This is a genomic window from Nevskia soli DSM 19509 (assembly GCF_000711955.1).
GTDB classification, from domain to species: Bacteria; Pseudomonadota; Gammaproteobacteria; order Nevskiales; family Nevskiaceae; genus Nevskia; species Nevskia soli.
The window spans coordinates 31,951-53,919 of sequence record NZ_JONR01000034.1 but is presented as its reverse complement, the minus strand read 5'-3'; the positions used below and the strand labels follow the sequence as shown (position 1 = coordinate 53,919).

At 66.1% G+C, this 21,969-nt stretch carries 25 protein-coding genes; 12 read left to right on the top strand and 13 right to left on the bottom strand.

From position 1 onward, the window contains the following. Window positions 1-189 precede the first annotated feature (189 nt). Window positions 190-852 (top strand): ribose-5-phosphate isomerase RpiA, encoded by a 663-nt coding sequence (rpiA, locus tag BP26_RS0117225; RefSeq protein WP_029921806.1) that lies wholly within the window; start codon window positions 190-192, stop codon window positions 850-852. Between the two features lie 446 nt (window positions 853-1,298). Here the strand turns inward: rpiA and BP26_RS0117220 are convergent, their stop codons facing one another. From BP26_RS0117220 to BP26_RS0117200, 5 genes are all read right to left on the bottom strand, one after another. After that, entirely contained in the window at window positions 1,299-1,514 is a 216-nt protein-coding gene (locus tag BP26_RS0117220; protein ID WP_029921805.1) for a hypothetical protein, read from the bottom strand. 65 nt (window positions 1,515-1,579) lie between these two features. After that, entirely contained in the window at window positions 1,580-1,972 is a 393-nt protein-coding gene (locus BP26_RS0117215) for a VOC family protein (protein ID WP_029921804.1), read from the bottom strand. A 116-nt stretch (window positions 1,973-2,088) separates the two neighbouring features. Then, complete coding sequence (locus BP26_RS30905; protein ID WP_157572584.1) at window positions 2,089-2,433, bottom strand: glycine zipper 2TM domain-containing protein; 345 nt, start codon at window positions 2,431-2,433, stop codon at window positions 2,089-2,091. A gap of 288 nt (window positions 2,434-2,721) precedes the next feature. Continuing rightward, the gene (locus tag BP26_RS0117205) at window positions 2,722-2,994 is read right to left on the bottom strand and encodes an RNA recognition motif domain-containing protein (protein ID WP_029921802.1); all 273 of its coding nucleotides are present in this window, start codon (window positions 2,992-2,994) and stop codon (window positions 2,722-2,724) included. A 99-nt stretch (window positions 2,995-3,093) separates the two neighbouring features. Beyond that, the gene (locus BP26_RS0117200) at window positions 3,094-4,395 is read right to left on the bottom strand and encodes a DEAD/DEAH box helicase (RefSeq protein WP_051749093.1); all 1,302 of its coding nucleotides are present in this window, start codon (window positions 4,393-4,395) and stop codon (window positions 3,094-3,096) included. Between the two features lie 333 nt (window positions 4,396-4,728). Between BP26_RS0117200 and BP26_RS0117195 the strand changes: the two genes are divergently transcribed. The 4 genes from BP26_RS0117195 to BP26_RS0117180 all read left to right on the top strand — a co-directional run bounded on the left by BP26_RS0117195 (window position 4,729) and on the right by BP26_RS0117180 (window position 7,574). Further along, complete coding sequence (locus tag BP26_RS0117195) at window positions 4,729-5,235, top strand: DUF4399 domain-containing protein (protein WP_029921800.1); 507 nt, start codon at window positions 4,729-4,731, stop codon at window positions 5,233-5,235. Window positions 5,236-5,423: 188 nt separating this feature from the next. Continuing rightward, entirely contained in the window at window positions 5,424-6,191 is a 768-nt protein-coding gene (locus BP26_RS0117190; protein WP_029921799.1) for an SDR family NAD(P)-dependent oxidoreductase, read from the top strand. A 47-nt stretch (window positions 6,192-6,238) separates the two neighbouring features. Continuing rightward, window positions 6,239-7,018: an NYN domain-containing protein gene (locus BP26_RS0117185; protein WP_029921798.1), complete on the top strand. Its 780-nt coding sequence runs from the start codon at window positions 6,239-6,241 to the stop codon at window positions 7,016-7,018. A gap of 106 nt (window positions 7,019-7,124) precedes the next feature. Beyond that, on the top strand, window positions 7,125-7,574 hold the full coding sequence (locus BP26_RS0117180) for a carboxymuconolactone decarboxylase family protein (protein WP_029921797.1): 450 nt from the start codon (window positions 7,125-7,127) through the stop codon (window positions 7,572-7,574). 15 nt (window positions 7,575-7,589) lie between these two features. On the opposite strand, the gene BP26_RS0117175 is transcribed toward BP26_RS0117180, so the two are convergent. The 3 genes from BP26_RS0117175 to BP26_RS0117165 form a co-directional block, all read right to left on the bottom strand. Next, window positions 7,590-8,537: a glycerophosphodiester phosphodiesterase gene (locus BP26_RS0117175; protein ID WP_029921796.1), complete on the bottom strand. Its 948-nt coding sequence runs from the start codon at window positions 8,535-8,537 to the stop codon at window positions 7,590-7,592. A gap of 84 nt (window positions 8,538-8,621) precedes the next feature. Then, window positions 8,622-9,272 carry a Vgb family protein gene (locus tag BP26_RS0117170; protein WP_029921795.1) on the bottom strand — a complete coding sequence of 217 codons (651 nt, stop codon included), beginning with the start codon at window positions 9,270-9,272 and terminating at the stop codon, window positions 8,622-8,624. A gap of 9 nt (window positions 9,273-9,281) precedes the next feature. Continuing rightward, complete coding sequence (locus BP26_RS0117165) at window positions 9,282-10,502, bottom strand: hypothetical protein (RefSeq protein ID WP_029921794.1); 1,221 nt, start codon at window positions 10,500-10,502, stop codon at window positions 9,282-9,284. Window positions 10,503-10,639: 137 nt separating this feature from the next. Between BP26_RS0117165 and BP26_RS0117160 the strand changes: the two genes are divergently transcribed. Then, entirely contained in the window at window positions 10,640-11,404 is a 765-nt protein-coding gene (locus BP26_RS0117160; RefSeq protein ID WP_029921793.1) for a DUF899 domain-containing protein, read from the top strand. A 53-nt stretch (window positions 11,405-11,457) separates the two neighbouring features. Continuing rightward, a complete protein-coding gene (locus BP26_RS0117155) occupies window positions 11,458-12,249 on the top strand; it encodes a DUF2182 domain-containing protein (protein WP_051749096.1) in 792 nt (263 codons plus the stop codon). 202 nt (window positions 12,250-12,451) lie between these two features. Here BP26_RS0117155 and BP26_RS0117150 read toward each other — a convergent pair whose 3' ends face one another. From BP26_RS0117150 to BP26_RS27780, 3 genes are all read right to left on the bottom strand, one after another. Then, window positions 12,452-12,718, bottom strand: coding sequence for a hypothetical protein (locus BP26_RS0117150; protein WP_029921791.1), 267 nt, complete (start codon window positions 12,716-12,718; stop codon window positions 12,452-12,454). Between the two features lie 162 nt (window positions 12,719-12,880). After that, the gene (locus BP26_RS26835) at window positions 12,881-13,297 is read right to left on the bottom strand and encodes a CC0125/CC1285 family lipoprotein (protein ID WP_029921790.1); all 417 of its coding nucleotides are present in this window, start codon (window positions 13,295-13,297) and stop codon (window positions 12,881-12,883) included. A gap of 171 nt (window positions 13,298-13,468) precedes the next feature. Beyond that, entirely contained in the window at window positions 13,469-13,960 is a 492-nt protein-coding gene (locus BP26_RS27780) for a hypothetical protein (protein WP_029921789.1), read from the bottom strand. 394 nt (window positions 13,961-14,354) lie between these two features. On the opposite strand from BP26_RS27780, the gene BP26_RS0117130 reads away from it, so the two are divergent. Further along, on the top strand, window positions 14,355-14,687 hold the full coding sequence (locus BP26_RS0117130; protein ID WP_029921788.1) for a hypothetical protein: 333 nt from the start codon (window positions 14,355-14,357) through the stop codon (window positions 14,685-14,687). A gap of 53 nt (window positions 14,688-14,740) precedes the next feature. Here BP26_RS0117130 and BP26_RS0117125 read toward each other — a convergent pair whose 3' ends face one another. Together BP26_RS0117125 and BP26_RS30370 are read right to left on the bottom strand one after the other, a co-directional pair. Beyond that, a complete protein-coding gene (locus BP26_RS0117125) occupies window positions 14,741-15,871 on the bottom strand; it encodes a DUF1615 domain-containing protein (RefSeq protein WP_245611832.1) in 1,131 nt (376 codons plus the stop codon). Between the two features lie 162 nt (window positions 15,872-16,033). Beyond that, window positions 16,034-17,329 carry a hypothetical protein gene (locus BP26_RS30370; protein ID WP_211254954.1) on the bottom strand — a complete coding sequence of 432 codons (1,296 nt, stop codon included), beginning with the start codon at window positions 17,327-17,329 and terminating at the stop codon, window positions 16,034-16,036. A gap of 59 nt (window positions 17,330-17,388) precedes the next feature. Between BP26_RS30370 and BP26_RS29600 the strand changes: the two genes are divergently transcribed. The 4 genes from BP26_RS29600 (at window position 17,389) to kdpB (ending at window position 21,849) form a co-directional block, all read left to right on the top strand. Further along, window positions 17,389-17,718: a hypothetical protein gene (locus tag BP26_RS29600; RefSeq protein ID WP_157572583.1), complete on the top strand. Its 330-nt coding sequence runs from the start codon at window positions 17,389-17,391 to the stop codon at window positions 17,716-17,718. 31 nt (window positions 17,719-17,749) lie between these two features. After that, window positions 17,750-17,839, top strand: coding sequence for a K(+)-transporting ATPase subunit F (gene kdpF, locus BP26_RS28730; protein ID WP_084183181.1), 90 nt, complete (start codon window positions 17,750-17,752; stop codon window positions 17,837-17,839). A gap of 109 nt (window positions 17,840-17,948) precedes the next feature. Continuing rightward, entirely contained in the window at window positions 17,949-19,676 is a 1,728-nt protein-coding gene (kdpA, locus tag BP26_RS0117100; protein WP_029921785.1) for a potassium-transporting ATPase subunit KdpA, read from the top strand. A gap of 82 nt (window positions 19,677-19,758) precedes the next feature. After that, window positions 19,759-21,849 (top strand): potassium-transporting ATPase subunit KdpB, encoded by a 2,091-nt coding sequence (kdpB, locus tag BP26_RS0117095; protein WP_029921784.1) that lies wholly within the window; start codon window positions 19,759-19,761, stop codon window positions 21,847-21,849. Window positions 21,850-21,969: the final 120 nt, after the last annotated feature.

Genomic DNA, 21,969 nt, shown 5'->3' with positions numbered 1-21,969 from the left:
CGCAGTGCTGCGCCGGCCAGAGCGCACCATGGAATCACCATGCCGCACTCTGTCCGACTTGCACTGCGCAAAAATGACCGCCGTCGCAGGCGCGATTCATTCTGTTACAGGCTCTAAGGCAAGGCAGCGCTTTCGATGCTTTGCGTTTATGCTTTGCCGCCTATCCCCTCTCCCCTCTCACCTCCCGCCATGAGCCAGGACGCCGCCAAGAAAGCCGCCGCAGAAGCCGCCCTCAAGTACGTCGAACCGGGGGAAATCCTCGGCGTCGGCACCGGCTCCACCGTCAACTACTTCATCGACGCCCTGGCGAAAATGAAGCACGACATCCCCGGCGCCGCGTCCTCGTCCGAGGCCAGCAGCGCCCGTCTCAAGGCCGTCGGCATCCCGGTGCTGGACCTGAACAGCGTCGGCAGCCTGTCGATCTACGTCGACGGCGCCGACGAGGCCAACCACCAGCTGCAGCTGATCAAGGGCGGTGGTGCCGCCCTCACCCGCGAGAAGATCGTGGCCGCGGCCAGCCGCAAGTTCATCTGCATCGCCGACGAATCCAAGCTGGTCAAGGTGCTGGGCAAGTTTCCCCTGCCGGTGGAAGTGATCCCGATGGCGCGCTCCTACGTGGCGCGCGAGCTGGTCAAGCTCGGCGGCATGCCGAGCTGGCGCGAGAACGTGATCACCGACAACGGCAACGTCATCCTCGACGTGGCGGGGCTGTCGATCACCGACGCGGTGAAGCTGGAGACCGAGATCGGGCTGATAGCCGGCGTGGTAACGGTTGGGCTGTTCGCGCGGCGGCCGGCGGATGTGTTGTTGCTGGGGTCGCCGGCGGGTGTGCGGGAGTTGAAGGCAGCATGATCTGCTTCAGGCATCTTGGACGCCACACCAAGCTTTGCCACTTGCCCTGAAACTTCGGCGTACGCGCTAGCGCGCTAGGCATTGGAGTCGCAGAATGAAATTGCGGTTCCGCCTTGAAGGCGGGTTACTTTCTTGTCTCCAGCGACAAGAAAGTAACCAAAGAAGCGCCGCCCCGGAGCCTGCAGACAACGGTGGGAACGTCAAAAGCCAAATCAAAAGCAACCGCAAAAGCGCAAAGCAACGTCAAAGGCCGGAGTGTCGCTCTTGGGCGTTCCTCCGCCCTCTGCGTCATCCCCGCGCAGGCGGGGATCCAGTTCTGCTGCCCTCAACGTACGGATGCAGCCCCGACTTTCGCACCCTTTTCCCGGTGGGAAGGAACATCGCTCGCCGCATGCGTGCCAACAAAAAACCTTGGCACGCATGGCACCCATGGGGAAAACGGGGTTTCAAACCGCTTCGAGCTTCGCCTTCAGGTCGTTGTACAGACCCTGCACCATCTTCTCGTTGCCCGGCTCGGCTTCCACCGTGACGGTGTCTTCGCCGGAGATGTAGATATTGAGGGCGTAGCCCTCTTCCTCTTCAACCAGTTCCAGCATGGTGATCTCCGCCAGCTTCACCAGGGTGGTCTTGTTCTGGAATTCGATTTCGACAAATTTTCCCATGAGCGCATCTCTCTTTTCGTTGGTGGCCGGAATATAGCAATGCACATGCCAGTTTAGCCACGCGTCTAGCCGGGCTTGTGGCAGACCGCCTCGACGTTGTGTCCATCGGGATCGAGCACGAAGGCGCCGTAGTAGCTCGGGTGATAGTGGATGCGCAGGCCGGGGGCGCCATTGTCGCGGCCGCCGGCGGCCAGGGCGGCTTTGTGGAAAGCATCCACGGCGGCGCGGTCTGGGGCGACGAAGGCCACATGCAAAGGCCCCTTGAGGACGGTGTCGGCACGATCGCCGATCCAGAAGTAGGGTTTGCCGCCTTCGCCGAAGCCGACGTGGCCGCTGTCGCCGGTCTGTTCGGCAGTGAGTTCCATGATCTTGACGATGCCCAGCGGCGCCAGCGCCTGCTCGTAAAACGCCCTGGAACGCCCCAGATCGGAAACGGAAAAACCGATGTGATCGAGCATGCCGGGCTCCTCAAGAAGAATGGTCCGGGCATGTTAGCTCCATGGCGCGCGCAAAAGAAAAGGCCGGAACCCCTGGGAGGGTTCCGGCCTTCGAGACAGCCAACCGCAGTAACTTATTAGTTGCTCACATCGCGGCAGTGCTCGGTGTACGACACCTGGGTATCGCGATCCTTGCCGATCTCGTGGCCGGCGACCGCGCCGCCCACCGCACCCGCGGCAGTCATTGCGGCATTGCCGCTGCCCTTGCCGAACTGGTTGCCGAGCAGGCCGCCCGCCGCGCCGCCGATGGCGGTGCCGGCGATGCCGCCGGTGCCCCATTCCTTCTTGTGCTCGACGCGCTGCTCGCTACACACCACCTTGGGGGCGGCGGAAGCCTGGGACGGCGGCGTCGGGGCACCCGGCTTGGAACAGCCGGCAACGAGGACAACGGCGAGTGCTGCACTGATCATGACGCGTTTCATGGGAAGCTCCTTTTGAACCTGCGCCCCAATCCTTGGGATACGCGATGGAGCCAGCTTACGAAGACCCGCCTGAATCACGCCTTAATGCGGTTATTTCTGTTTAAAAACGGTCAGTTGAATGGATTCTCAGACACGCAAAAGCCGCCTGGCGGCGGGCCGGGCGGCATGGAAAAAGCAGTAATTGGTACGAACCTGCAGGCTGGCCCCGGTATGGGTTCGGCCGGCATCCGGGCGATGCGGCAGGCAAGGCGCCGCGCCTTCCGAAAGAGGGCGCGGCGCGGCAACAGCCTAGCGGCGACCGCCGCGGGCGCCGCCCTTCAGATCCTTCTTCTCTTCGTTGACGCGCAGCAGGTTGCCGCGCAGGTCCTTGCCGTTGAGGCCGGCAATGGCGGCGCGCGCCTCATGGCCTTCCATTTCGATGAAGCCGAAACCGCGGCACTTGCCGGAGAACACGTCGTGAGCCAGCTTGATCGAGCGCACGCGACCGTGAGCCGAGAACAGCTCGGTGATTTCCTTTTCGGTGGCGTCGGACGGCAGGTTGCCGGCATAGATTTTGAGCATCTTGAACTCCAGGCTGCGGTAATTAGTGGTTGGTGACTGGTGGCTAGTGATTAGTGGCGCTTCTTACTGACCACCGATCACCAGCCGCTGGCCACTGCTTCAATGGACCTTGCGCGACTTGCCGGCGAGACGCTCGGCGTCGCGTGACGGCCGGCCGTTGCCGCCGCGGCCGAAGCCGTGGCGCGGGGGGTTGGGACGCTGCGGGCGCTGCGGCGCGCTGTCCGGCAACTTCATCGCGGCGTGGCGTGCGGTTTCTTCCGCAGTCGGCTGCGAGCCCGGCTCGAAGCCCGGCACCATCGAGGACGGGATTTCCTTGCGCAGCAGGCGCTGGATGTCCTTCAGCTCCTGGCGCTCGTCGGAGCTGACCAGGGAAATGGCTTCGCCCGAGGTGCCGGCACGGCCGGTACGGCCGATGCGATGGACGTAATCCTCCGGCACGTTCGGCAGCTCGTGGTTGACCACATGCGGCAGCTGGTCGATGTCGATGCCGCGGGCGGCGATGTCGGTGGCCACCAGCACGCGCACCTTGCCGGCCTTGAAGTCGGCCAGGGACTTGGTGCGCGCGTTCTGCGACTTGTTGCCGTGGATGGCGGCGGTGGTGATGCCGTGGCGGGCGAGCTGCTCGGCCAGGCGGTTGGCGCCGTGCTTGGTGCGGGTGAAGACCAGCACCTGCTTCCAGTCGCCCTCCTTCACCAGATGGGCCAGCAGGCCGGTCTTGCGCGACTTGTCGACCGGGTGCACGCGCTGCGTCACCAGTTCGGCGGCGGTGTTGCGCGGCGCCACGTCCACCGTGGCCGGATTGTGCAGCAGGCTTTCGGCCAGGCCGCGGATTTCCGGGTTGAAGGTGGCGGAGAACAGCAGGTTCTGGCGCTTCTTCGGCAGCACCTGGATGACGCGGCGGATGTCGCGGATGAAGCCCATGTCGAGCATGCGGTCGGCTTCGTCCAGCACCAGCGTCTCGACGTTGGAGAGGTTGACCGTGCGCTGCTGCAGATGGTCGAGCAGGCGGCCCGGGGTGGCGACGACGATCTCGACGCCGCGGCGCAGCAGGTCGATCTGCGGGTTGATGCCGACGCCGCCGAAGATCACGGCGGTGCGCAGCTTGAGATGCTTGCCGTAGGTGCGGACCGACTCGGCCACCTGGGCGGCGAGTTCACGCGTCGGCACCAGCACCAGCACGCGGGGCCCAGGGGCGCCGTTGGTGACGGTGATCAGCTTCTGCAGGATCGGCAGGGTGAAGGCGGCGGTCTTGCCGGTGCCGGTCTGGGCGGCGGCGAGCAGATCGCGCCCCTCGAGCACCAGCGGAATGGCCTGTTTCTGGATCGGCGTGGGCTCGGTGTAGCCCTCGTCGGCAATGGCACGCAGCAACTCGGGCGCTAAGCCCAGTTCGGAAAACGACATCTTTGAGACTCCTGAAGCCGCCACACCACGCAACAAGCATGGAACCGGTTCAGGCAGTGATGATTGAGGTTGGCGCATACGCCTCACCAGGGTGAGGAACAGCGCCGGGTTTGTCGGGAAACCGGGAACCGGCTTCTGGGGCGCAACCGGAGCGCCACTTCAAACTGGGCGCAATCTTACAACATTATGGCGATTCACGCTTGCCGGCCCTGCGGCCGGCCACAGCGCCCGCCATGCCGCCGGCCGCGCCGGCCGGTCATGCCCGGCGGTCATGCCCGTGTAAGCCGGCTGGGGTTATGCTTGCCTCCCTTATACCCCCGAAAGGATGCGCCGATGAGCAAGTTCCGCACGCTAGGTTTGTTGCTGACCACCACGCTGGCCGTGGCCGCCTGTTCGCAGAAAGCCCCGGACCAGGCTGCACCGGCCGCCGCGCCCGCCGCCGCCCCGGCTGCTGCCACCCCCGCCGCCCCGGCGGCGAGCCTGCCGCGCCAGAAAGCCCCGGACGGCACCGCCGTGACCTTCGTCGGCATCAAGGACGGCGACACCGTCGCCAGCCCGGTCAAGATCGGCTTCGCTGTCACCGGCGCCAAGATCGCCCCGGCCGGCACCACGGACGCCGGCACCGGCCATTTCCATCTGCTGATCGACACCGACCTGCCCCCGCAGGACGGCCCGCTGCCCGCCAATGACCACGTCAAGCACTACGGCAAGGGCCAGACCGAGGACACGGTCACCCTGACTCCGGGCACGCACACCCTGCAGATCGAGCTGGCCGACGGCCTGCACGTGCCGTTCGACCCGCCGGTGGTGTCGGACAAGATCACCGTCACCGTCAAGTAAAGCGGCGCGTTCGCCCATCGGGCGCGTCGTCGGCCCCGGCTTCGGCCGGGGCCGTTTTTTTGGCCGCCTTTTGCGTGCGGAGACCGCTTGCGCGGATACTTCCACACGCACAATTTCGACGGTCGTCCGGCCGGCAGGCTCGATGCCATGCCCTGCGACGCCCCATACATCATCGGAGAGAGGCAGGCATGCAAATCGAAGACAGCGTATTCATCGTTACCGGCGGCGCTTCCGGGCTGGGCGCGGGTACGGTGCGCAATCTGGTGCGGCTCGGCGGCAAGGTGCTGATCGCGGATCTCAACGAGATCGCCGGGCAGGCGCTGATCAACGAGCTGGGCGCGGCGGTGCGCTTCGTCCGCGCCGACGTCACGGCCGAGGCCGACGCCAAGGCCGCCGTGGCCGCCGCGGTGGAGAACTTCGGCGCGCTGCATGGTCTGGTCAATTGCGCCGGCATCGCCATCGGTGAAAAGGTGCTGGGCAAGGAAGGCCCGCACGCCCTCGCCAGCTTTGCCCGCTGCCTCAACATCAACGTGGTCGGCAGCTTCAACTTCATCCGTATCGCCGTGGCGCAGATGGCCAAGCAGACCGCCAACGAGGAAGGCGAGCGCGGCGTGCTGATCAATACCGCCTCCATCGCCGCTTACGACGGCCAGATCGGCCAGGCCGCCTATGCCGCCTCCAAGGCCGCGGTGGTCGGCATGACCCTGCCCATCGCGCGCGAATTGGCGCGCAGCGGCATCCGCTGCGTCACCATCGCCCCCGGGCTGTTCGAAACGCCGATGATGAGCGGCCTGCCGCAGGACGTGCAGGACTCGCTCGGCCGCAGCGTACCCTTCCCTTCCCGCCTGGGCCGCGCCAGCGAGTACGCGGCGCTGGTGCAGCATGTGATCGAGAATCCGATGCTCAACGGCGAGACCATCCGGCTGGACGGGGCGCTGCGGATGGCGCCGAAATAGGGACGGATGCAGACGGCAGAGCGCCGCAAAAAGCAGGAGAACCGGTCATGGCTGACAAAGACGGACAATCGCGCCTGGCGGTACTGATCGACGCCGACAATGCACCGGCGGACATCGCCGAGGGCCTGCTGCGCGAGGTCGCCAAGTACGGCGTGGCCAGCGTCAAGCGCGCCTATGGCGACTGGACCACCGACAACCTGAAGAGCTGGAAGAAGGTGCTGCTGCATCACTCGATCCAGCCGATCCAGCAGTTCGGCTATACCTCCGGCAAGAACGCCACCGACTCCGCGCTGATCATCGACGCGATGGACCTGCTGTACACGGAGCGGTTTTCCGGCTTCTGCATCGTCTCCAGCGACAGCGATTTCACGCCGCTCGCCGCCCGCATCCGTGAACAGGGCCTGACCGTCTACGGCTTCGGCGAGAAGAAGACGCCGGCCCCCTTCGTTTCGGCCTGCGACAAGTTCATCTATACGCACCTGCTGAAGGCCACCGTCGCCGATGAAGAGCCTGCCCCCGGGAAAAAGCCCGAGCCCGACGGGCCGATTTCGAAGAAGAAGCTCACCAGCTTCCTCCGTTCGGCCATCGATGCCGGCTCGGACGAATCCGGCTGGGCCGCCTTGTCCGCGGTGGGATCGAACATCGTGCGGCAGTTGCCGCAGTTCGATCCGCGCGACTACGGGCACAAGAAACTGCGCGACCTGGTGGCGGAGATGAAGGACCAGTTCGATCTCGACGAGCGTCCGCACGCCGACGGCCATTCCAAGGTCATCTACCTGCGGGACAAGCGCAAGAAATCGCCGGCGCCGGAGGCCAGGGCGCGCTGACGGAAGTGCGGTAATGCGCCCCTGCATGTCACATCGCGGGCGGCTGCCTCGTCTTGATGGCAAGCCGGCAACAGTGCCGGCATTTCGCTGATCAAGAGGATGCACCATGGAAGCCCGACTCAATCTCATCAAAGCCGCCCCGAAATCCTGGAACGCCATGCTCGCGTTGCAGGACACGGTGAACAAATGCGGCCTGGAACAGACCATCCTGGAACTGGTGAAGCTGCGCGCCTCGCAGCTCAACGGCTGCGCCTTCTGCATCGCCATGCATACGCGCGACGCGCTGAAGCACGGCATCAGCCAGGAGCGCATGCACCTGCTCAACGCCTGGCGCGAGGCGCCGCTGTACAGTGCGCGCGAACAGGCCGCGCTGGCCTGGACCGAGGCGCTGACCTTCATCACCCAGGGTCACGCGGCGGACGCGGTATACGAACAGGTGCGACAGCAGTTCAGCGCGGAGGAGACGGCCAGCCTGAGCTTCGCCATCGCCGCCATCAACACCTGGAACCGGCTGGCCATCAGCGCACGCATACCGCCGCAGGTGGAGGCGGCCTGATTCCCCGAGCGGCGTTCAGCTGGCCTGGCAGGGCTGGAAGTCGTCGAAACCCTGGATCTCCGGCGCCAGCACGCGGCCGGGGATCGGCCGGCCCAGCAGCTGCATCAGGCAGGCCGGGTAGTTGGTGATGATGCCGTCCACGCCCTCGCCGATGAATTTCCGCAGGTCCGCGCTGGAATCCGGCGTCCACGGCACCACGCCCTTGCCGGCCTGGTGCGCGGCATTGACGTAGGCCTGGGTGAAATCCGGCGCGCTGGAACTGACCGAGCTGTAGTCGAAGCCCTGCGCCCTGGCCACGATCAGGTTGGTGGTGGCCAGGTTGCCGAGGAACAGGGTCTTGATGGTGGGATCGAGCTTGCGCACCTGGGCCAGCGGCCCCTCGTTGAAGGATTGCACGATGATGCGGTTCTGGATGCCGCTGGCGTGGATCAGGTCCACCAGCGGCGCCGCCGCGGCCTCACCCGCTGCACCGGCTTGCTTGATTTCGATGGTCACCGTGGGCCCGTAGGCGCCGAGGCTGGCGGCGAAGTCGAACAGCTCCTTGGCGGTGGGGATGACCACGCCCTTGCCGCGCAGCGGATGCGGCAGCGACTCGTCGCTCGCGGTGGTGGACTGGCCCGGGGAGTACCAGTAGCCGGCATCGCATTGGCGCAGTTCGGCGAAGGTCCTGGTGGTAACGCTGCCGCTGCAACTGGTGGTGCGATCCAGCGTGGCGTCGTGGATCAGCACCAGCACGCCGTCGCTGCTCAGGTAGGAATCGGTTTCGAAATCGTCCACGCCGATGCGGGCGGCGTTGCGGTAGGCGGTCATGGTGTCTTCCGGCGCATAGGCCGAGCCGCCGCGATGCCCCGAAACGTAGGGCACCGAACGGCTCGCGGCGCTGTACGGACCCGCCGCATCGTCGGAACCACCGCAGCCGCAGAGTGCCGCCAGCGTGCACAGACAGACCAATACCAGACGCATCGAGAATCCCCCATTTCCTGATTTCAGGGATCAGGTTAAACGAGGGATGTGGCCATGCGGTGAAAGCGCCGCAGGCCGCCTCGATTACTTGCCCGCGGCAGCCCGCCGGGGCCGGCGCACCACTCGCACCTTGCCGCTGCTGCCGCCGCCGCAGAAGAAGCGGTCGGCGCCATCGGACTCCAGACCGGACACGCCCACGCCAGGCGGCATCTCGATCCGCTCCAGGGCCTCGCCGGTGTGGGGATCGATGCGCCGCAGATCGCTTTCTTCGTTTTCCCAGGTGCCATGCCACAGCTCGCCATCGACCCAGCTCACCCCGGTGACGAAGCGCTGGGACTCGATGGTGCGGAGAATCGCCCCGGTCTGCGGATCGATCTGGTAGATCTTGCGCTCGCGGTAGTGCCCCACCCAGAGCGCGCCTTCGGCCCAGGCCAGGCCCGAGTCGCCGCCGCCACCGGGCGCCGGGATGGTGGCGAGCACACGGCCGGTCTGCGGGTCGATCTTGTGGATGCGGTCCTCGGCGATCTGGAACAGGTGCTGGCCGTCGAAGGCGGTGCCGGCATGCGCGGCGACCTCGATCGAACGCAGCGTCTCGCCGCTCGCCGGATCGAAGCTGTTCAGCTTGTCTCCCGCGGCGATCCAGACCTGCCGCCCGTCATAGGTGACGCCGCCGATGCGGTCGACACCCGGAAAGGGACCGTATTCGTGAACGATTTCAGCGCTTGAGGTTTTCATGCCTCCATCCTAATCGCCCTGCAGGGAAGCGGGGAGTAACAAGGTCGTCGTGAATCCCGGTACCGGCGGCGTCATCCAGCGGCGCGCCCTGCCGCGGCCGAACGACTGCACCTTGGCCGCGGCCGCCAGCGCGTCGAGCGCCCGCTGCACGGTGCGCTGGCTGGCGCCCAGGGCAAGCGCGAGGGCCGAGCTGGACCACGATTCGCCATCGGAGAGGAAGGCCAGCACTGCCGCGTGCCGCTCTTCGACCGGCCGCGCCAGCACCACCACCTCGCGTGCGCGGCGCGGCACCAGGGCAAAGCCCCGCTGCGTTGCGCTGACGCCGGCCAGCGGCCGCAGCACCGCGCGCAGCCGCCCGAGTTCGACGCGCAGGCGCGCGCGGTGCGATTCGTCGGCGTGTTTGGCCCGGAAAGCCCGCGCGACCAGAGCATCCCGCGTCACATCCGCGGGCCAGGCTTCGGCCAATGCGCGCGCCAGCGTGAACAGTACCGGGCGCCTGGCGAGCGGGACCATCGTGCCTGCTTCATGCACGACATGGCGGCAGGCGTCCACGACCAGCGCCTTCGACGCCAGCAAGGCTTCCACCTCTTCGAGCAGCAGGGGCCTCTCCTGGCCGCGCGCGATCAGGCGTGCCGCCGGGGTGTTCATGACGAGGGCCGCGTTTTCGACCTCCGCCGTCAGCGCGGGGATGCCGGCGACGCCTGCGGCACGGCTGGCACGGACCAGTGCGGCGCGCGCCGTCCTGGTGTTGATGCGCCGCATGGCGATCCCCGCTACGACCAGCTCATGGGCGGCGCGCAGCGCGGGCGGGAGGGGCGCGGGATCAAGCGCGGCAAGTTTGTGTTCGGCTTCGTCGAGACGACCGATCAGCAGCAGGCGCCGCACTTCGAGATAGCGCGCGTGCGCGGCGTTGACCCGGTCGCCGTGCGCTTCGAGTGTCGCCCGCGCGGCGTCGAGCGCTTTCGCGGGCCAGCCGAGGTCGCGCGAGGCGAGCGCGATCTCGGCTTCGGCGACCACGCACCTGGCGCGGGCCATGGCCTCTTTCGGGCCGAAGGCGCGCGCCGCGCTGCGCAGGAGGGCCTTGGCCCGAACCAGATCGCCGAGCTGCGCCATGGCGATGCCGCGCAGCGCAAGCGCCGGCGCGTCGTCGCGCAGGGCGATGCGCTTCAGTGCGCCGAGTGGATCACCCGCCGCCAGCGCATGCGCCGCGGCCGTGATCAGGGAGTCCATTCAGCAGACCCTAATCCCGCCACACTTGTCACTCCCACCATTCGAAGCACGCCGTTAACTTATCACACGCAACCCAGGCGACACGCCGTATCGGGCACTGAACGAACCACACCGGATACCCAATGGAGAAACGAGTGATGACTACGCACAAGATCGCAACACGCAAGGACTGGCTGGCAGCGCGGATCGAGCTGCTCAAGGCGGAAAAGGAACTGACGCGGCGCAGCGACGAGCTGGTCCAACGGCGCCAGGACCTGCCTTGGGTGCGCGTGGACAAGGCATACCGCTTCGACACCGCCGAAGGCAGCGCCTCGCTGCCGGACCTGTTCAAGGGCCGCTCGCAGCTCATCGTCTACCACTTCATGTTCGGCCCCGACTACAAGGCGGGGTGCCCATCCTGCTCGTCCATCGCGGACGGCTTCGACGGCATCGCCGTGCACCTGGCCAACCATGACGTCATGCTGACGGCGGTGTCGCGGGCGCCGCTGGCCAAGCTGCTGACCTACCAGAAGCGTATGGGCTGGAGCTTTCCCTGGGCCTCCTCGGCCGATACCGACTTCAACTTCGACTACAGCGTCGCCTTCAGCGAACAGCAGCAGCGCGAGGGCAGCATCGAGTACAACTACGCGCGCGGCGGCCATGCCATGGACGAGATGACGGCGGTGCCGGAACCGGTCGCCCAGTTCGCCGCCTCCTGCGGCACCGATGCCCCCACCTACACCCGCGACCGGCCGGGCATCAGCACCTTCGTGCTGGAAGACGGCGTGGTCTACCACTGTTATTCCAGCTATGCGCGCGGCGTGGACGGCATCTGGGGCATGTACCAGTGGCTCGACCGCGCGCCCAGGGGACGCAACGAGACGGGCATCTGGTGGCGCCGCCACGACGAGTACGCGCGCTGAGCCAGGCCGTGAACGTCATTGGCACAAGCGAAGGACCGGAGGTCTCGCGCGGCATGGTTGCCGCGCGAATCTCCCGGCGCATCTTCTTCGGTGTCCCGGCGCTGCTTTTCATCGCCAGCGTGGCGCTGACCATCGTCTGGTGCGGATCCATGTCGGCGATGGGCGGAATGCCGATGCCCGGCGGCTGGATCCTGTCGATGGCCTGGATGCGGATGCCTGGACAGAGCTGGCCAGGCGCCGCGGCATCGTTCCTCGGCATGTGGACCGTGATGATGGCGGCGATGATGCTGCCATCCTTGATGCCGATGCTGTGGCGCTACCGCCAGGCCGTCCGCGGGACCGGCGAGACGCGCCTTGGCGGGCTGACCGCGCTGGTGGGCCTGGCGTATTTCTTCGTGTGGACCCTGTTCGGAATGGCTGTCTATCCAATAGGCGTCGCGCTGGCGGCGGTCGAGATGCAGCTGCCGGCGCTGGCGCGCACGGTGCCGCTCGCCTCCGGCGCGATCGTGCTGATCGCCGGCGCGCTCCAGTTCACTCCATGGAAAGCGAGGCAGCTCGCCTGTTGCCGGGAGACGCCGGGACACCGCCGGACGCTGATGGCGGATGCTGCTACGGCCTGGCGCCATGGCCTGCGCCTGGGCCTTCATTGCTGCATCTGCTGCGCGCCCTCGACGGCGATCCTTTTCGTCATCGGCATCATGGACCTGCGCGCGATGGCTGCCGTCACGGCGGCGATCACCGCCGAACGTCTGGCACCGTCCGGTGAGCGCGTCGCGCGGGTCATCGGCGCCGTCGTCATCGGAGCAGGTTTGCTCCTGATCGCGCAAACGGCCGGACCCGGATGAGACGTGCCACGGGCACGCTCTCGTCTTCGGCAAGGAGGAGACGGCCAGCCTGAGCTTCGCCATCGCCGCCATCAACGCCTGGAACCGGCTGGCCATCAGCGCGCGCATACCGCCGCAGGTAGAGGCAGCGGCGTAGAAGCCACCCACATTGACCGCGGGTGAATCAATCGGGCTTGACCCCGATTGATTCAATCGATGGTGCCTACTTGGCCGGGCAGGCGATGGCTCCGCCCTCGGAAGGCTCGAAGTCAAGGCCGACGGGATTGGTCGTCACCTCCCTGAAGATCAGGGAGGTGCAACGCTCGGCCTCAGTCTCGAAATCCTGGTAGTACGAAGCACCCGCGACAGGGACCAGGCTGATTTTCGGGAAGCAGCTGTAGGTGACGTGATACCCGGTGGCAACGAAACTCGCACCGATGGTTACCCGATGGCCGGCGGGGATCACGGCATAGCCACTCTCGTCCGGCATCAGCTTTTTGATCGAACTGGATGCGTCGCAGACCCAGGCCCGGCCCACATTCGGGGCGACCTTCAGCCTGGCCGACGCGACGCCGTCCGGCAGCTGATAGGGCTCCAGGCCGCACCCCCCCCAGGCCGATCAGAAGCAGACAGCCGGCAATTTTCGCCGTCTTCATGACGCGGGGCCTCCCGACTCGGCCTGCTTTTTCCTTTCAAGGATCACCTTGGCCGACATCACATCCGCTCCATCCTCATCCCTGGGCAGGATATAGACGTAGGCACTCGGCTTGCCGCCGAGCGTTCCGACGGTGCGTTCGGTACTGCGCTTGTCGAGAATCGCCGAGGGCAGGTTTGCGTACATGGCGAAGTAGTTCTTGCCGTGGCTCTCGGCGACTTCCGCGCAGCGATAGAGAAGGTAGGTGCCGACCTGCTCCTTCTTGCTGAAACCGTTGGCGGAAAACCCGACCTTGAGAAGCTGGCCCGGGCCGGGTGCGTCCCAGTAGCCGCCGGCATAGCCCAGAATCGGATTTGAAGCATCGTGGTAGCCCGTGGCGCACGCGCCAAGCATCGTTGCCGCCATGAGCGGCATGAGCACTCTCAACATTGTTCCCCATCCCCGGTTTTTACTGACTGCTTTTTTACTGGCTGAAGCAAGGCCCCGCCATGAACGATAAATGACCCGGCCTGCCTTTTCCAGTAGGCGCTTCCAACGGCCAAGCGCCGGGTGAATTCTCCCGGATTAAGCGTTCAACGCTCTGGCTCAGAGGCGGCCGGGAGCCGCGCGTGAAAAGCCATCCGGTGGGGCGACGGGATGGGCATCGACAGCCCATGCACCCAAGGCCTGGAGAGCCTCCTGCTCGCCCAGTTGCTGTGCCTGGCGCAGCACTCCGGGCGGAACCCATTGCGGAAATGCCGTATCGCGATTGACGTGGTGACCCGCGGCAGTGTGTTCCTGGCATGTCTGTGCAAGCTGGCGCGCCGGGAAACGATCCGAGACACGAACCAGGGCGGGCCAGAGCCGCCGGTGCACGAAGGTGATCTTTCCGCCAACCAGGCGGCACACCAGGATGTCGCCTGATTCGCCCAGCGCCTGAAAGACACGAAAGATCTGATGGCTCTTGGGGTGCGCCCACCAGCTGCCCTTGATCGGGCCATCGGCGATGGCTTCCGCCAGCCGCGGCACAGGACCTTTGCCCGAGGCGAGCACGACGCCGTGCTTCTCCACGAAAGCGATGGCTTCGTCCGCGGTCATGTCGCGTTACAGCGGCTCAGGCACTGAAGCGGAGCACGAAGCCTGCTGCGGACCTCGCGCAACTGCACCTCGATCGCGGGCGTGTACCCGCCTAGGAAGGCTGCAACTTGCAATTCGGTGGCGCTGACTTTCATCGCTGGCTCGACAGGGGCCCCGATCAATCATACGGCGATGGAATAAATCGCGACCCCGCTCGTCTAGTAAGGGCATACGCGATACAGCAACAGCAGCAGGTTTCTTCCACCAATCAACTCGACGACGGCGATGGAATAAATCACCAACCCATTCGTCTGGTAAGGGCATACGCAACACAGCAACACAGCAACACAGCAACACAGACAGCAAGGTGCTTTTCCACCATTCAGCCGGCCTATGAGGCCGATAGGAGTATCAAATGAACATGCACATCAAATTTGCCAAAGCCGCCGTAGCCGCCACCCTGATCACGATGGCCTACACCGCCAGGGCCGATGGTTCCGACTCCGGCGCCAGCCCGTTCGAACCCGGCTTTCCGGCCAGGATCTACCTGACCGGCCCTTCGTCCGGATCGGACGGCGGCGCCACCCCTCCGCTGTCGCAGCAGAAGCTGGGGCCGGCGGCGATGGTCTCCATCAGCGCGCCGAATCTGCTCGCCGACGGCGAGGCGACCGGTGACATCCGCATGGCCCGCAACCAGGCCGAGAACCGGCAGATGGCGGATGCGGGCTTCGCCAGCGGCACGCGCTGAATGTGGTGGCTGCAAGCTGGATGAGGCGCCGATAGACGCCTCATCCAGCAAGGCTAGGGCATCGCGCCATTCGCCCTTGCGCGCTGCATGCAACCCTGGAAACGCCCGTCGACCCGGCTGGCGTACCAGGCGGTCGTGAGATGACGGGTGATCTTCGGACTTTTCAGTTCGATCCGCGGCACCTGGGCGCGAGGCAACGGATGCGCTTGCGATCGCTCGGCCAGGGCGTAGACCTTTTCATAGAGTTCGGTCTGCTCGAAATCCGCGCGACGGCTGTGTTGCAGATCGTCGTGGATGTCCGCTTCACTCAGGTCGATGCGCTGGCGCAGCACCCGCGCGGCCAGTTCGGTGCTGGTCGGCGGATCGCCGCCGCCGAGCCGCACCAGCTCGCCATCGTCCGCCAGCGGGATACCCGAGGCCAGGCTCAGCGCGTGCTGGAACGCGGCATTGCGGCTGGCGTATTGCCCGGCGTTGTAGTCGGCGAAGCGGTACAGCGGCTGGTCGTAGGCCGCCGCATAGTCCAGCAGGTGCGCCACGCCGAAGTACACGCTGCCGCGCCGCGTGAAGACCTCGCGGCGCAGGCTGCGCCCCACCGGGTAGGGATAGGCATGGGTATCGGCGTATGCCTCCGCATAACTCACGCTGACCTGCATCGGGCCGGCGGTGCGGATGGGGTTGCGGTCGGCCAGGAACATCCGTCCCAGAGGCACCACCCCGACGAGGTCTTCGAAGATGTCGCTCAGATCCCGCTCGGTACGTGCGGCCTCGATGCGCTCGCTGTAGCTGCGGCCGCTAGGCGAAGGCAGGTGCAGGGCGGCGTGCACCACCAGCGCGGGAATGCCGGCGTGCTCCGCGCGCTGGTCGATTTCCTTCATGGCGATGGCCGGTAACCCGGGGATCGCCGGATTGCTCTCGAAGCCCGATTCCTGCTCCGCCACCGCGGCCACGGCGCAAACGTGCTCCGCCGTCGTCGTGATGTCGATGGCCGTGAAGGCGGCGTGGATGTCGGTGACCCAGCCGTTGCGGTCGGGGATCCGCGCCGGCAGCAAGCGGTCGATCAGGGCGCGGGCCTGTTCCGGGCTGAGCGTTTCCGGCTCGGGCTTGACCGGGCCGCCGCAGCCGGCGAGCAGGGCCAGGCCCAGACAGGCGAAACCGCGCGCGGTCCGCAGGCTTGAGGTACTCAATGGTTGCCCTGGATATTGTCGGGTTGCGCAGCGTGCATGGAATGACGCGGGCGGACAAGCGGGCAATCCCCGGTTTCGGCCGGCTCCGGGATTACCGGAGCGATTTCGTCGCGATCGCCCGCTTGCCGTGTTTTTGGCTAGTCGCTCATTGAAGCGCGGTCATCAGCGATGGCCAGGGCCGCCGTGGCCGCCGCCATGTCCGCCGCCGCCCGGATTGCCGCCGCCATGGAAGGCCGGCGCGGACGGGCGGAAATTCTGCTGCGGCGCCTGGCGGAACTGCTGCGCCGGCTGGAAGCGTTGTACCGGCGCGCTGTTATAGGCCGGCCGGGACTGGGGCTGCGCCGGCCGCGGCGCGAAGTGCTGGCCGCCACCCTGCCAACCGCCGTGGTTCTGGGGAACACCAGGGGCCTGGCCGTGCCAGCCGCCGTTGTTGCCGGCGTTCATCGGCGGACGCACCGGCTGCGGCGCGCCGTGCCAGGCGCCGCCGTTGTTGGGGGCCTGCGGGCTGCCTGGGTAGTGGCCGCCGTTATTGCCGCCGCCATGCCAGTCACCGCCATTGTTGCCGCCCGGATTGCCATGCCAGCCGCCGTTGTTTCCACCATTGCCGCCGTGCCAGCCGTTGCCGGGGCCCGGGCCGCCGTGCCAACCGCCGCCATTCCAGCCGCCGTGGCCGTAGTAGTAGTTGTTCACCACCACGCGCGGCGGCGAAAAGTAGGGATGGTAATTGTGATAGAAGAACCCGAAGCCGAAGAACGGCACGAAGGGCACCCAGGGGCCGAAGGCCACCACCGGGTACGGGGTATAAACGTAGACCGGCGGCGGGTACTCATAGACCACCTGCGGCTGGGTCTCGTAGATCACCGGGGGCGCGTCCTGCACCACCACCGGCGGCGGTTCGCTGTCGTCGACGATAGGCTGGTCCGGATCGACCGCCGCCACTTCACCGGGATAGACGCCCGGGATCTGTTGCGCCACCGCATTGTCGTCGCAGGCTACCTGGGCGGTACCGGCGGCGGCGCCGTCCGCCACGCCGCCCACCTGCACCAGCATGCGGCGCTCGATGTGCTGGCCGGAGGCGCCGTTGGCGACGATGTCGACGGTATTGCTGCCCGGGTGCAGGCCCTTGGTCAGGGTTACGGTCGGCCAATGCTCGTCGACCGCATCCTGCGGCACACCCTTGCCGTCGAGATACAGGCTGATCTGCGAGATCTGGAATGGCGGGTTGGCGAACTGGAAATAGACGCTGGTGGCAGCGGCAGCGGCGTCACAGGCCAGGCCGGCCGGCGGCGGGTTGAGGCTGGCGACGATCGGCTGGTCGGTGCCCTGCGCCTGGGCCTGGGCCGCGCCGCTCACCGCGCCGAGGGCGGGGATCACAGCCAGAACGGCAAGCAAAACCAGCCGTGGCCGCGAAGCGGGCCCGGGGCTGGACTGCGTGATCCGATCTGACTGGGCGTTCATACAGGCCTCCTGCGGCCGATGCCATTCCTTATAACAAGGACAAACTTGCTGCCGGCTGAATGGGCCGGCGGCGGGCATTCAATCAATGTAGGGATGAATCGGCTGGATACACGGCGGAAGCTGGATCGCTGATCCTGACCCCTGTTTTGGGGTGGCTGACGGGGCTGATTTCCCTTCCTTACGGCTTTTTTTCAGCGTTTTTATGCTTTCTTTATATCGCGCCCCCACCCCGCCTCTCGAATTCCTACGGCCTGGAGGCGCCTAATGCGCTCGCCGGCGGTTGCCGGTTTATCGCGCCTGCATCCATGACCACCATTCTCCTGCTCGTGCTCGGTGTCGCCCTGTTCGGCGCCCTGGCCGGCTACGTGATTTTCTGCGATCGCGTTTGAACACGACGCCCGCACCCACGAAGGACACACCATGACTTTCGACTACGTACTCGGCGGCCTCGCGGTCGTCTTCATGCTGGGCTACCTCATCTACGCCCTGATCAGGCCGGAAAAGTTCTGATCGGCCGCACCCGCCGATAACGCGGGCGACCCGAAAAGAGAAATCTTGAATTGAACAGTCCGGCCATGGATGGCCGGTAGTTGAACAGGATGTTCACTATGGAATCACCATGACTATCAACGGCTGGGTACAGATCCTCATCTATTTCGTGCTGCTCACGGTGCTGACGCGCCCGCTGGGCGGCTTCATGTATCGTGTGTTCGACGGGCAACCCACCTGGATCAGCCGCGTGCTCGGCCCGGTGGAGCGCGGCTTCTACAAGCTCGCCGGCGTCGACGCCAAAAGCGAGCAGTACTGGACCGGCTACGCGCTGGCCATGCTGGTGTTCAACCTGGTGTGCTTCGTCACGCTGTACCTGCTGCAGCTGTACCAGAACCTGCTGCCGCTGAATCCGCAAGGCATGTCCGGCCTGACTTCCGACCTCGCCTTCAACACGGCGATCTCCTTCGTCACCAACACCAACTGGCAGTCCTATGGTGGCGAGACCACCATGAGCTACCTGACGCAGATGCTCGGCCTGACGGTGCACAACTTCGTCTCCGCCGCCACCGGCATCGCGCTGGCCATGGCCCTGGTGCGCGGCTTCGCGCGCCGCTCGTCGAAGACGGTGGGCAACTTCTGGGTCGACCTGACGCGCTGCACCCTGTACGTGCTGCTGCCGATCGCCATCGTCGCCGCGCTGTTCCTGGTGTGGCAGGGCATGCCGCAGAACCTGTCGGCCTACACCGACGTGAACACGCTGGAAGGCGCCAAGCAGACCATCGCGCAGGGCCCGGTGGCCTCGCAGATTGCCATCAAGATGCTGGGCACCAACGGCGGCGGCTTCTTCAACGCCAACGCGGCGCACCCGTTCGAGAACCCGAACTCGCTGACCGACTTCGTGCAGATCACCCTGATCTTCCTGATCCCCGCCGCGCTGACCAACGTCTTCGGCCGCATGGTCAAGAGCCAGCTCCAGGGCTGGGCGATCTATTCGGCAATGGCAGTGCTGTTCTTCGCCGGCGTCACCGCCTGCTACTGGGCCGAGAGCCAGGGCAATCCGCAGTTCGCCGCCCTGGGCGTCGATCAGCAGGCCAGCAGCCTGCAGGCCGGCGGCAACATGGAAGGCAAGGAAGCGCGCTTCGGCATCGCCCGCAGCACCCTGTTCGCCACCATCACCACCGACGCCTCCTGCGGCGCAGTGAACAGCTGGCACGACAGCTACACCCCGCTGGGCGGCATGATCCCGCTGATCAACATCCAGCTGGGCGAGGTGATCTTCGGCGGCGTCGGCGCAGGTCTTTACGGCATGCTGCTCTACGCCATCATCGCGGTGTTCATCGCCGGCCTGATGGTGGGGCGCACGCCCGAGTACCTGGGCAAGAAGATCGAAGCCAAGGAAGTGAAGATGACGATGCTCGCCATCCTCTGCCTGCCGCTGTCGATCCTCGGCTTCACCGCCCTGGCCTCGGTAATGCCGCAGGGCCTGGCCGGGCTGGGCAACAACGGTCCGCACGGCTTCTCCGAGATCCTCTACGCCTATACCTCGGCCACCGGCAACAACGGCAGCGCCTTCGGCGGCCTCAGCGCCAACACCAAGTTCTACAACATCACCCTGGCGCTGGCCATGATGATCGGCCGCTTCGCGCTGATCGTGCCGATGCTGGCGGTGGCTGGTTCACTGGCGGCGAAGAAGTACACGCCGCCTTCGGCCGGCACCTTCCCCACCAACGGCGGCCTGTTCATCGCCCTGCTGGTCGGTGTGGTGCTGATCGTCGGCGGCCTCACCTACTTCCCGGCGCTGGCCCTGGGTCCGATCGTCGAGCACTACTCGATGCTCGCCGGAAACCTGTACTGACGAGCGACTGAACGTCCTGTTCAAGAACCGGCCCATCCATGGGCCGGACTTTTCAAACAAGCAAAATCGGGACTTTGTCTCCATGAACACACAAAAATCCGCTCCTCCTCTTTTCGACCGCGCCCTTGTCGGCCCGGCGATCAAGGATTCCTTCCGCAAGCTCGATCCACGCTCGCTGGCGCATAACCCGGTGATCTTCATCACCGCCCTGGTCTCGCTGCTGGCGACGGTCTTGTTCGCTCGCAGCCTGTTCAGCGGCGGCGAGCGCCTGCTGTTCTCGGCCCAGGTCATCGTCTGGCTGTGGTTCACGGTGCTGTTCGCCAACTTCGCCGAGGCCATCGCCGAAGGGCGCGGCAAGGCGCAGGCGGCTTCCTTGCGCAAGACCAAGACCGAAACCGTGGCCAAGCGCCTGAAATCGGCCGAGGGCAAGGAGTACACGCAAGTGCCGGCGCCGCAGCTCAAGCCGGGCGACCTGGTGCTGGTCGAAACCGGCGACATCATCCCCAGCGACGGCGAAGTGGTTCTGGGCGTGGCGACGGTGGACGAATCGGCCATCACCGGTGAATCCGCGCCGGTGATCCGCGAGTCCGGCGGCGACCGCTCGGCGGTCACCGGCGGCACCCGCGTGCTGTCCGACCAGGTGGTGGTGCGCATCACCGCCGCGGCCGGCTCCAGCTTCATCGACCGCATGATCGCCCTGGTGGAAGGCGCCTCGCGCCAGAAGACGCCGAACGAGATCGCGCTGAACATCCTGCTGGCCGGCATGTCGCTGATCTTCGTCTTCGCCGTGGCCACCATTCCCAGCTTCGCCACCTATGCCGGCGGCAGCGTGCCGGTGATCATGCTGGTGGCGCTGTTCGTGACCCTGATCCCGACCACCATCGGCGCCCTGCTCTCGGCCATCGGCATCGCCGGCATGAATCGCCTGGTGCGCTTCAACGTGCTGGCCATGTCCGGCCGCGCGGTGGAAGCGGCGGGCGACGTCGACACCCTGCTGCTGGACAAGACCGGCACCATCACCCTGGGCAACCGCCAGGCCGCCGAGTTCATCACGCTGCAGGGCGTGGACGACAAGGAACTGGCCGATGCGGCCCAGCTCGCCAGCCTCTCCGACGAGACGCCGGAAGGCCGCTCGGTGGTGGTGCTGGCCAAGGAGAAGTACGGCATGCGAGGCCGCGAGCTGGCCGGGCTGCATGCGCGCTTCATCACCTTCTCGGCGCAGACCCGCATGTCCGGCGTCGACCTCGACGGCCACGCCATCCGCAAGGGCGCGGTGGATGCGATCGTCGACTACGTGCAGACCAGCGGCGGTGAAATCGCCCACGGCGCGCAGTTCAACAGCATCGCGCAACGTGCCACCCTGAAAGAGTTGAAAGAGGAGGCGGACAAGATCTCCCGCGCCGGCGGCACGCCGCTGGCGGTGGCCAAGGATGGCCGCGTCCTCGGCCTCATCTACCTCAAGGACATCGTCAAGGGCGGCATCCGCGAGCGTTTCGCCGAGCTGCGCCGCATGGGCATCCGCACGGTGATGGTCACCGGCGACAACCCTCTTACCGCGGCGGCCATCGCCGCCGAGGCCGGCGTGGACGACTTCCTGGCGCAGGCCAAGCCGGAGGACAAGCTGGCGCTGATCCGCAAGGAGCAGTCGGAAGGCAAGCTGGTGGCGATGTGCGGCGACGGCACCAACGACGCCCCGGCGCTGGCCCAGGCCGACGTCGGAGTGGCGATGCAGACCGGCACGGTGGCGGCGCGCGAGGCCGGCAACATGGTCGACCTCGATTCCGACCCGACCAAGCTGATCGAGATCGTGGGCATCGGCAAGCAGCTGCTGATGACGCGCGGCGCGCTCACCACCTTCTCCATCTCCAACGACGTGGCCAAGTACTTCGCCATCATCCCGGCGATGTTCGCGGCAATCTACCCGCCGCTGAACAAGCTCAACATCATGCACCTGGCGACGCCGCAGAGCGCCATCCTCTCGGCCATCATCTTCAACGCGCTGATCATCATCGCGCTGATCCCGCTGGCCCTGCGCGGCGTCAAGTACCGCCCCATCGGCGCCGGCCCGCTGCTGACCCGCAACCTGCTGGTCTACGGCGTCGGCGGCGTCATCGTACCCTTCATCGGCATCAAGGCCATCGACCTGTTCGTCAGCGCCGTGGGCCTGGCGTGAGAAAAGATAGTGGCCAGTGGTTAGTGACTAGTGGCCAGTCCAGCTTCAAAAACACGGCACCTCATCTATTTGCTTCTACTGGCCACCAATCACTAGTCACTGGCCACTGCTTTTAGGAGA